The 10,789-nt window shown below is 68.1% G+C and carries 8 protein-coding genes; 3 read left to right on the top strand and 5 right to left on the bottom strand.

The features are described from left to right. A partial coding sequence (locus ACLL81_RS00830) for a dihydroxy-acid dehydratase (RefSeq protein ID WP_411286451.1) occupies positions 1-906 on the bottom strand: 906 nt, incomplete at its 3' end. A gap of 507 nt (positions 907-1,413) precedes the next feature. Here ACLL81_RS00830 and ACLL81_RS00825 point away from each other — a divergent pair. Then, on the top strand, positions 1,414-4,122 hold the full coding sequence (locus ACLL81_RS00825; RefSeq protein ID WP_411286450.1) for a TonB-dependent receptor: 2,709 nt from the start codon (positions 1,414-1,416) through the stop codon (positions 4,120-4,122). Positions 4,123-4,227: 105 nt separating this feature from the next. On the opposite strand, the gene ACLL81_RS00820 is transcribed toward ACLL81_RS00825, so the two are convergent. Together ACLL81_RS00820 and ACLL81_RS00815 are read right to left on the bottom strand one after the other, a co-directional pair. Further along, the gene (locus tag ACLL81_RS00820; protein WP_411286449.1) at positions 4,228-4,707 is read right to left on the bottom strand and encodes a glutathione peroxidase; all 480 of its coding nucleotides are present in this window, start codon (positions 4,705-4,707) and stop codon (positions 4,228-4,230) included. Positions 4,708-4,740: 33 nt separating this feature from the next. Further along, complete coding sequence (locus tag ACLL81_RS00815; protein WP_411286448.1) at positions 4,741-5,673, bottom strand: Gfo/Idh/MocA family protein; 933 nt, start codon at positions 5,671-5,673, stop codon at positions 4,741-4,743. 105 nt (positions 5,674-5,778) lie between these two features. Between ACLL81_RS00815 and ACLL81_RS00810 the strand changes: the two genes are divergently transcribed. Further along, positions 5,779-6,780, top strand: a complete 1,002-nt coding sequence (locus tag ACLL81_RS00810) for an NADP-dependent oxidoreductase (RefSeq protein WP_411286447.1) — start codon at positions 5,779-5,781, stop codon at positions 6,778-6,780. 80 nt (positions 6,781-6,860) lie between these two features. Continuing rightward, positions 6,861-7,757 (top strand): cobalamin biosynthesis protein CbiG, encoded by an 897-nt coding sequence (locus ACLL81_RS00805; protein WP_411286446.1) that lies wholly within the window; start codon positions 6,861-6,863, stop codon positions 7,755-7,757. Here ACLL81_RS00805 and ACLL81_RS00800 read toward each other — a convergent pair. Then, the gene (locus ACLL81_RS00800; RefSeq protein ID WP_411286445.1) at positions 7,754-9,130 is read right to left on the bottom strand and encodes an MATE family efflux transporter; all 1,377 of its coding nucleotides are present in this window, start codon (positions 9,128-9,130) and stop codon (positions 7,754-7,756) included. The genes ACLL81_RS00805 and ACLL81_RS00800 overlap by 4 nt on opposite strands. Before the next feature lie 121 nt (positions 9,131-9,251). Further along, the gene (locus ACLL81_RS00795) at positions 9,252-10,625 is read right to left on the bottom strand and encodes a class II 3-deoxy-7-phosphoheptulonate synthase (protein WP_411286452.1); all 1,374 of its coding nucleotides are present in this window, start codon (positions 10,623-10,625) and stop codon (positions 9,252-9,254) included. Between the last annotated feature and the right edge of the window lie 164 nt (positions 10,626-10,789).

Raw genomic sequence — 10,789 nt, 5'->3', positions numbered from 1 at the left:
GTCCTTCAGCGTGAAGTCGACGCCGCACTCATGGGCCATGGCCGGCAGGTGCAGCCCGCCGTTGGTCGAGCCGCCGGTCGCAGCCACCACCACGGCGGCGTTCTCGAACGCCTTGCGGGTGCAGATGTCGCGCGGACGGATGTTCTGCTCGATCAGACGCATGATCGCCTCGCCGGAGGCGCGGGCGTAGTCGTCGCGACTGAGGTAGGTGGCCGGCAGCGCCGAACTGAGCGGCAGGGCCAGGCCGATGGCCTCCGAGACGCAGGCCATGGTGTTGGCGGTGAACTGGCCGCCACAGGCGCCGTCGCCCGGACAGGCGTGCTGTTCCACCTGGCAAAGCCGCTCTTCGGTGATCGTGCCGGCCGAGAACTGGCCGACGGCCTCGAAGACGTCCTGCACGGTCAGGTCCTGGCCATCCAGGCTGCCGGGCAGGATCGAGCCGCCGTAGAGGAACACGCTGGGCACGTTGAGCCGCAGCATGGCCATCATCATGCCCGGCAGGCTCTTGTCGCAGCCGGCGATGCCCACCAGGGCGTCGTAGCTGTGGCCGCGGATGGTGAGCTCCACCGAATCGGCGATCACGTCGCGGCTGACCAGGGACGAGCGCATGCCCTCATGGCCCATGGCGATGCCGTCGGTGACGGTGATGGTGACGAACTCGCGCGGGGTCGCGCCGGCCGCCTTGACGCCCCGGGAGACCGCGTGGGCCTGGCGCATGAGGGCGGTGTTGCAGGGGGCGGCTTCGTTCCAGCAGGAGGCCACGCCGACAAAGGGCTGGGCGATCTCGCGGCTGCCGAGGCCCATGGCGTAATAGTAGGACCGGTGCGGCGCGCGCGCCGGCCCCTCGGTCACATGGCGGCTGGGCAGCCTGGTCTTGTCCCAAGACCCGTCCGGTTTACGATGCATGGCCGCCTCCCACTTCTAGAGGGGTCTTCCTTACGGCGCAGGCCGCAAGTGGAAAAGGCCGCAGACGAATCTCACCGCCAGACGCTACCTGTACGTGTAGTCAAGGAATGCTGCCACGGAGTTGAATTGTTGCCGTCCGGAAATCCTGGAAGGGGCTGAACCGCTTGCCGCACAAGGGTTTGCGAGATGCGGCGCCGTTCAGTCTCCGATGAGATGCGAAGCCCGTTCCAGCAGTCACCGGAAAAGAAAGAGGCGCGCCGAAGCGCGCCTCAGGGTTGTTCTTTGGGAAGAACAATGTCCGTAACAGCCGAACCCTCGCTCAAAACGCCCGAAGGCACAATAGCGGGGGCGCGTCAGCACGCCGCCACTGGTGTTGCAAACAAGTGAGCAAGATTTAGTTATCGGCGGTCACGTGCAGTATCCACGTTGACGCCCGGCCTTCGCTGCTTCAGCTTCGGCTTAAGCGCAGGAAATAGCGCTCATTCACGCTGCGGGGAGGCAGTTCAAATGAAATTCAAGCACCATCTTATGGTGACCAGCGCCCTGCTGGCCGCCGCGATCGGCACGGCGGCGCAAGCCCAATCCAACGTCATCGAAGAGCTGGTTGTTACCGCCGAGAAACGCGAGCAGAGCCTGCAGGACGTGCCGGTGGCCGTTTCGGCGTTCACATCCGAGCGTCGTGACCTGATCGGCATCACCACCGTCCAGGACATGACCAACTTCACGCCGGGCCTGCAGTATTCCAGCCAGCTGGACCGCGCCAGCCTGCGCGGCGTCGGCCGCCTGACCAACGTGCACGCCGCCGAAGGCGCCGTGGCGATCTATTCCGACGGCATCTATACGAGCTCGACAGTGGAAGCCGGCAAACCGCCGATCTTCAGCGACCGGGTCGAGGTGCTGCGCGGCCCGCAGGGCACGCTCTATGGCCGCAACGCCATCGGCGGCGCGATCAACATCATCTCCAAGCGTCCCACCGAAGAGTGGTACGGCGAGGTCCGCGGCCGCTACGAGAATTACAACCGCACAGTGTTCGAGGGCGCCGTCTCCGGACCCACGGGGATCGAGGGCGTGCAGTTCCGGCTCGCCGCGAGCTGGGACAAGCAGCGCGACGGCTGGATTGACAACATCGTCCCGGGCATGCCGGACGAAGGCAACATCATCGACACCCGGATCCTGGAAGGCCAGTTGAAGTTCCAGTTCACCGAGAACTTCGAAGCCTGGATGAAGCTCGCCTCCTACAAGTGGGAAAACGGCGGCGGCGGCCCAGGCTCGCGTCAGACCTGGACGCCCTTCCCCTACCCGACCTACCAGGCCAGCGGCGGCGCCCTGGTGCTCAATCCCGGCTACGCCTGCCGGCCCGGCACCGGTGTGACCAATGTGGTGAACCCGTCGCCGCAGGGCTGCGTCAACCCGGCGGTGAAAGATGCGCGCAAGATCGCGTCCACGGTGCCCTATGACGTCGACCTGGACTCGACCGTCATCTTCGCCAGCGAGTGGATCTACCACTTCGACAATTTCGACCTGAAGTACGTCGCCGGCGGGACCCACTATCACTACTACCTGACCGGCCCGACGCCGGCGGACGCCACCGCGCCGATCACCTCCTTCACCCTGCCGACCATTTTCGGCCTGCCGGGCGGTCTGACGATCCAGCCGCGTTACGGCTTCGACTACCAGGAGATCGAAACCTGGATCAGCCACGAGCTGAACCTGGCGTCGACCAACGACGGGCCCTTCCAGTGGCTGCTGGGCGCCTACAATTACTGGGAGGAGTACGAGCAGCCGGTCTACACGACCATGTTCGACCAGCCGGAGCTGAGCGGTCCGCTGGCCCTGCCGACCGTATTCTGCGCCCAGACCTTGAATAGCTGCGCGCCGATCGACCAGCGGCGCATCTACGACAACCGACCGGAGCTGGAGATCAAATCCCGCGCCGTGTTCGGCCAGATCGACTGGGAGTTCGCGCCCACCTGGAAGACCACGCTTGGCCTGCGCTATTCGCAGGACGAGAAGTCCGGCCGTGAAAGCGTGCGCGTGCTCTGCTTCGCCGTGCCGGCCTGCCTGGCCGCCCCGGAGCTGAACCCGGTGCTGCCGGGGGCGATCGGTTCGTTCGTTCGGCCGGTTGACCTGACCCAGTTGCCGACGGTGGTGTCCGCGCCGACCGCGGCCCAAGGCCTGCCGCCGGGTGTGTCGTCCTTCACCACCTACGATCGGGCCACTGGCTTCGCCACCCGCAGCTACGACGCGGAATGGTCGGCGGTGACCGGCACGGCTGGACTGCAGTGGGAGCCGAACGACGACAGCCTGATCTATGCCCGCTACAGCCGCGGTTACAAGGCGGGCGGTTTCCGCATCGGCATCGACACGGTGCTGGGCGCCTCGCCGATCACCAACAAGGAACTGGCCGACGCCTTCGAAGTCGGCCTGAAGCAGAACTTCCTGAACGACCAACTGCAGGTGAACCTGGCGGCCTTCCGCTACAACTACGACAATGCCCAGGTGCCGATCACCGTGGTCGCCACCTCCGGCGGTCTCGCCCAGGCGAACTCGATCTTCTACAACATCCCCAAGGCGATCAGTCAGGGGATCGAGGTCGAGACCACCTGGCAGCCGATCAACAACCTCCAGTTCCTGTTCAACTATTCCTACCTCGACGCGAAGGTTAAAGAGGCGATCGGCGTCGTCGATCCGGCCGACCCGGCCGCGCTCGATCGTGACGCCCGGCCCGTGGGCACCACCACCAGCGCGGACATCTTCACGCGGGGCTTGCCTGGCGGCGGGTTCCAGCGGGGCCAGAACCTCGCGGGCAACCGGATGCCCAACGCGCCCAAGCACAAGGTGGCGCTGAACGGCAACTACACCTGGGACATGGGCGAGGGCTCGCTGACCGCCTCGGCCACCTACGTCTGGCGTGACGAGCAGTACGGCTCGATCTTCACCCGCTCGTACTTCCGCTCGCCAGCCTACGACCAGGTCGACGCGCGGGTCACCTGGAAGGATGGCAAGGACCGCTTCACGGTGATCCTCTACGGCCGCAACATCTTCGACGAACTCGGCTACGAGGGCGGCGCGGGCGCGGACCGGCGCGAGGGCACGGTGCCGTCGATCAACGGCGCGGTGGTCACCCAGGTCCCGATCGTCGAAGGCATCGCCAGCACCTATCCGCTGACGCCGCCCCGCACCTTCGGCATCGAGCTGCAGTACAAGTTCTTCTAGGGGTCAAACCCTCGACAACGGCGAAGGCGCTCCGCACCCGCGGGGCGCCTTTTTCGTTCGGGCGGTCGGCGGCGATCTCCAGGGACCGCAGGACGGCCGCGCGGCTCAGAGCGCCTGCTCGATCGCCGCGGTGATCGCCGCGTCCTGGGGGTCGGTGCGCGGCCCGAAGGCCTGCAGCGCCTGGCCATCCTTGCCGATCAGGATCTTGTGGAAATTCCACACCGGCTCGGCGGGCTCGCCCAGCTCGGTCCGGGCCCATTGGTAGAAGGGGTGGGCCGTGTCGCCCTTGACGTCGGTCTTGGCGGTGAGCGGGAAGTCGATGTTGAAGCGGGTCTCGCAGAAGGCCTTGATCTCGGCCTCGGTCCCCGGCTCCTGGCCGGCAAACTGGTTGCAGGGCACCCCCAGCACCACCAGGCCGCGGTCGCGGTAGTCGGCGTAGAGTTTCTCCAGCCCCTCGTACTGCGGCGTCAGCCCGCAGGCCGAGGCGGTGTTGACCACCAGCACCACCTTGTCGCGGAAGCTGGTCATCGGCAGGGGCGCGCCGTCGATGCTGTCGAAGGCGTAGTCGTGGGCGCTTGAGGTCATGGCGAGGTCTCCCGAAGGTTGGTCGTCTCGACGCTAGCCCCGCGGGCCCTGATCTTCCAACGCCTGTTCGATGGCGAGCGCCAGATCGAGCGCCGCAATCGCCTCCTGCGCGGTCACCACCGGCCGCGGGGCCTCACCGCGCACGGCCTGCAGGAAGCCCTCGACGCTGGCGCCCAGGGGATCGGCGGCGGCGGGGGTGTCGGCGAAGTCGGGGTTGAGGGCGAAGGGCGTGGTGTTGCGGAAAGCCCGGGTCACAAAGTCGATCTCCACCTCGCCGGAAGGATAGACCACCCGCATGGTCCTGCGGCGCTCGGGCGCCACGCGCGAGGTTTCGAAGATCGCGGTGAAACCATTGTCGAAGCTGACCTCGGCGCGGGCGGTGTCCCAGGCGCCGCGGGGGCCCCGGCGGCCCTCGCCTTCCGCAGTCACCGGCTCGCCGGCGGACAGCGCCAGGGCCAGGTCGAGGTCGTGGACCATCAGGTCGAGGATCGCCGAGACGTCCTGGCTACGCTCCGAGGCCGGGCCGTGGCGCAGGGCCTCCAGCAGCAGCGGCTGTTGCGGCACGTCCAGCAGCCCCATGGCGCGGAACACCACCCGCTCCTGGTGGCCGCAGGCGACGACGACGCCCCGGGCCTGGGCGGCGGCCCTGATTTTCTCGCCGTCGGCGACGCTGACCGCGATGGGCTTCTCGATATAGACCGACTTGCCCGCCGCGATGGCCGCCAGGGCCTGCTCGGCGTGGCGGGTGGCTGGCGAGGCGATGGTCACCACGTCCACCGCGTCGAGGAACTCGGCCAGTTCGTGGAATGCCCGGCCGCCCAGCGGCACGGCGACCCGGGCGGCCCGATCCGGATGGGGGTCGAGCACCGCCGAGAGCACAACGCCGGGCAGGCGCGCGTACTGGGCGGCGTGGTAGCCGCCGAACACGCCCGCGCCGATGACGCCCCCCCTAAGATGCTCAGCCATGGAATCTCCCAGGTGGGGCGCGTAACACGCCAGCGGGCCTCGACGCCACCCGCGCGGGCAAGCTAAACATCCGTTTGAACGGGCCAGCGCCCAGGAGACACCCCCATGACCGCAGTGCGTGAAATCCGCCTGAAGAGCCGTCCCTCCGGCCTGCCCACCGCCGACAATTTTGAGGTGGCCACCGTCGACCTGCCCGATCCCGCCGCCGGCGAGGTGCAGGTGCGCAACCTGTGGATGACGGTCGACCCCTACATGCGCGGGCGGATGAACGACGTGAAGAGCTACTCGCCGCCCTTCCAGCTGGGCAAGGCGATGGATGGCGGCGCGGTAGGCGAGGTCACCGCCTCCAATGCGCCGGGCTTTTCGGTGGGCGACCTGGTGCAGTCGAACCTGGGCTGGCGCGAGGGCTACAATGCGCCGGCCGCCGGCGTGCAGAAGGTCGACACCATGGGCCTGCCGCCGCAGGCGTTCCTGGGCGTGGCGGGCATGCCGGGCCTCACCGCCTATGTCGGCCTGCTGAGGATTGCAGGTCTGAAGGACGGCGACGTGGTGTTCGTTTCCGGGGCCGCCGGCGCGGTGGGCTCCCTCGTCTGCCAGATCGCCAAGGCCAAGGGGCACACGGTGATCGGCTCGGCCGGCGGGCCGCAGAAGGTGGCCTTCCTGAAGGAGATCGGCGTCGATCACGCCATCGACTACAAGGCCGAGACGGATCTTTCGGCAGCGGTGATGGCGGCGGCGCCTGACGGCATCGACGTCTATTTCGAGAACGTCGGCGGCGCCCACCTGGAGGCGGCGCTCAACGCGGCCCGGCTGCGCGCCCGCTTCGCCATCTGCGGGATGATCTCGATTTACAACGCCACCGAGCCGCAACCCGGCCCGCGCAACCTGGCGCTGCTGATCGGCAAGAACATCCGCATGGAAGGCTTCATCGTCTCCAACCACTGGGACATGATGGCTGACTTCCACCGCGACCTCGCGGCCTGGGTCCGCGACGGCAAGGTGAAGTGGAAGGAGACCGTCTTCGAGGGCATCGAGCGGGCGCCCGACGCCTTCCTGGGCCTGTTCAAGGGCGAGAACCTCGGCAAGATGCTGGTGAAGCTGGCCTAGGCTATGTGATCACGCCCCGTTGGCCGCCTGGGGATGAGGGTCTACAAGCCCTCATCCCACCCAAGCTCCCGGAGCCGCCCGTGCCGCGCCTTTTCAGCGCCTATGTTATCGTCGACTGGAGCGCAGCGGCCAAGCCGACCACCGGCGCCGACAGCGTGTGGATCGGCGTGCTCAAGCGCGACGTGCGCTTCCGCATGGCCTTCGAGTCCTTCAACCCGCCGACCCGGGCCGAGGCCGAGGCCCGGCTGAACCTGATCCTCGACGACCTGAAGAAGCGGTCGGAGCGGGCGCTGGTGGGGTTCGACTTCCCGCTGGGCTTCCCGCGCGGGTTCGCCGAGGCCCTGAAGCTCAATGGCGAGCAGCCCTGGCGCGCCGCCTGGGACCAGGTGGACAAGATGGTCAAGGACAAGCCCAACAACCTGAACAACCGCTTCGGGGTGGCGTCGGAGATCAACCGGCGGATCACCGGCGGGCCGTTCCCGTTCTGGGGCTGCCCGCCCAAGGACACGTTGACCACCCTGCAGCCCAAGAAGACCCGGCCGCACGGGCCTGACGACCTGCCTGAGTTCCGCCACGCGGAACTGGCGGCCAAGGGCGCGGCCTCGATCTGGAAGACCTATTACAATGGCTCGGTGGGCGGCCAGGCGATCCTGGGGATCCCAGTGGCGCGGCGCCTGAGGCAGGCGCGCGGCGAGGCGGTGAAGGCCTGGCCTTTCGAGACCGGCTTCAAGGCGCTCACCGAGGCCGACCTGGCCGGCGTCGACGTGGTGCTGGCCGAGGTCTATCCGTCCCTGATCAAGCCGCTGGGCGCGGCGGGCGAGGTCAAGGACCTGATGCAGGTGCGCACGCTCGCCGAGCACTTCGCCCGGCTGGATGAGGCCAACAAGCTGGGCGCCCTGTTCGCCCCGGCCAAGGACATGGCCGCCGACGTGGTGCTCGACGCCGAGCGCGAGGAAGGCTGGATCCTGGGGGCCTAAAGAAGGCGTCGACTGAGCATGCGGAACCGGCCCAGCAACAGGACGCAGGAAATGAAGCTGGCCACCACCACCGCCCAGGTGATGCCGATCAGGCCCAGGCCCATGGGGATCGCCAGCCAGTAGGCGAGCGGCATCATGACGCCGATGTAGCTGGCCAGGTGGGTGTAGGTGGGCAGCCAGACGTCGCCGCGGGCGCGCAGCGCCTGGGCGGCCACCACCTGCAGGGCGTCGGGGAAGAACATCAGGCAGGCCAGCGCCAGCGCAGGCGCCGCCATGGCGATGGTGGCGGCGTCGCGGGTGTAGCCGTGTGAGATCAGCTCGGCGGCGGGCCAGATGGCCAGGCTCACCAGCAGACCGAAGAGCGCAGTCACCCCGAAAGCCACCGCCCCGGCCCGGTTGACGGCGGCCGGATCGCGGGCGCCGTAGGCCTTGCCCACCAGCACAGCCGCGCCGGTGGAGAGGCCCAGGGGCACCATGAAGACCAAGGCCGCCACATTGAGCACGATGGCCCAGGCCGCCACCGCCAGGCCGCCCATCCAGCCGGCGATGATGTTCATGCTGGCGAAGGACGCCACCTCGAAGAAGTTGGAGGCGCCGGCGCCATAGCCGATGCGGCGCTGCTCGGCCTCCGCCGCCCGGTTGCGCTCGGGCTTGGTGAACACCCCCAGGGCGCGCGCCTCGGGCATCAGGAAAATATAGCCCAGCATGGCGACGGTGAGGAACACCCGCGCCCCGGTGGTGGCCCAGGCCGCGCCCACCGCCCCCATGGCCGGCAGGCCCCAGGTCCCGGGCGCCAGCAGCAGCACCAGGGCAAGGTTCACCAGATTGGCCGCCCACATGAACCAGGCGCCGGGGCCAGGCTTCGACAGGCCCTCCAGCCAGAAGCTTGCGGTGACGCTCACCGCATAGACCGGCAGGGACAGGGTGAACACCATCAGGGCCCGCGTAGCGCCGTCCGCCAGGTCGTCCTCCAGCCCGATGGCGTGAAGGAACGCCGGGCCGGTAAGGGCCAGGACGATCATTGAGGCCAGTCCCACCCAGACGCTGTAGCTGAGCCCCCGGCGCAGCACCGCGCCGGTGGCCTCGCGGCGGCCCTCGCCGATGGCCCGGGCGGTCATCACCTGGACGCCGGTGAACAGGCCGATGGCCATGGTCAGGACCACGCTGACCGGCGCCCAGGCCAGGGCGTGATAGCCGAGCTCCTGGGCGGAGTAGCGCCCCACCACCACCGCGTCGGTGAGGCCCATGGTCATGATGCCCAGGCGCGACAGCACCACGGGCCCCGAGAGCTTCAGGAGCTGGGAGAGGTCATAGCGGACGAGGGGGTGACGCCCTCCCCACGAGGAGGACGCCTGGGCCGCGGGACGGTCCATGGGATCGGCGCCTGGTTTTCAAAGAAGCCGCGGACACTGGCGCCGCCCGCCCGGGGCGGCAAGCTGAGGATGGACGTGGCAGGCCTTCTTCGGCCGGCGTGGCCCGCAAGCCACGCCAAGTTCAGATGGAAACCGCCGCGCGCCGCGCCAGGTCGACCCGGTCTTCCTTCAGCTTCTCGGCCACCAGGAAGGCCAGTTCCAGGGCCTGCTCGCCGTTGAGGCGGGGATCGCAGTGGGTGTGGTAGCGGTCGGCCAGGTCGCCTTCGCTGAGCGCCCGGGCGCCGCCCAGGCATTCGGTGACGTTCTGGCCGGTCATCTCCAGGTGGACGCCGCCGGGGTGGACACCCTCAGCCTTGCAGATTTCCACGAAGCTCTTCACCTCCGACAGGATGCGGTCGAACGGTCGGGTCTTGTAGCCGTTGTTGGCGGTCAGCGTGTTGCCGTGCATCGGGTCGATGGCCCAGACCACGTTGCGGCCGCCGGCTTTCGTCGCGCGCAACAGCCCGGGCAGGCGGTCGGCGATCTTGTCGTAGCCGAAGCGGCCGTAGAGCGTCAGGCGGCCGGCCTCGTTCTTGGGGTTCAGCACGTCGATCAGGCGCAGCAGTTCGTCGGCGTCAAGAGTGGGGCCGCACTTCAGGCCGATGGGGTTCTTCACGCCGCGGAAATATTCCACGTGGGCGCCGTCAAGCTGGCGGGTCCGCTCGCCGATCCACAAGAGGTGGGCGGAGGTGTCGTACCAGTCGCCCGAGGTGGAATCGACGCGGGTCATGGCCTCCTCGTAGCCCAGCAGCAGGGCTTCGTGGCAGGTGAAGAACTCCACGCGGTGCAGGTCGGGATGGCTCTCCGGCGTGACGCCGATGGCGGCCATGAAGGTCAGGGCCTCGGAGATTTTTTCCGACAGCTCGTGGTAGCGCGCGCCCTGCGGGCTGTCGGAGACGAAGCCCAAGGTCCAGCGGTGGATATTGTGCAGGTCGGCGTAACCGCCGCCGGCGAAGGCGCGCAGCAGGTTCAGGGTCGAGGCCGACTGCGAATAGGCCTGGATCAGCCGCTGGGGGTCCGGGATGCGAGCCTGTGGCGTGAACTCCATGCCGTTGATGTTGTCGCCGCGGTAGGACGGCAGTTGCACATCACCTTGGGTTTCGGTGGCCGACGAGCGCGGCTTGGCGAACTGGCCGGCCATGCGGCCCATCTTCACGACCGGCATGGACGCGCCGTAGGTGAGCACGACGGCCATCTGCAGCACGGTCTTGACCCGGTTACGGATCTGCTCTGCGGTCGCCCCACTGAACGTCTCGGCACAGTCACCGCCCTGCAGCAGGAAGGCCCCGCCGTTGGCGGCCTGGGCCAGCCGGTCGCGGAGGATGTCGACCTCACCGGCGAAGACCAGGGGCGGCTGGGTCGCCAGCTCCGCGGATGCCGCCGCCACGGTGTCGGCGTCGGGCCAGGTCGGCTGCTGCTTGATCGGAAGCGTGCGCCAATAGTCCAGGCCGGCGATAACTGACTTCTCTGCGACGACGACGGGTTCGGTGGGGTGGACCACGGGTACTATTCCAGTTTCTCTTGGTGGCGCGCGTGAATCCGCGGGCCGTGGTTGAGGCGGGGTGTCGGGTCAGCGCTGAAACCGATCATGTGAGCCTAGCGCGGAAGGTTTGCGCGCTT

This window comes from Phenylobacterium sp. (assembly GCF_046590535.1).
GTDB lineage: Bacteria > Pseudomonadota > Alphaproteobacteria > Caulobacterales > Caulobacteraceae > Phenylobacterium.
This window is presented reverse-complemented; position numbering and strand designations above follow the sequence as displayed.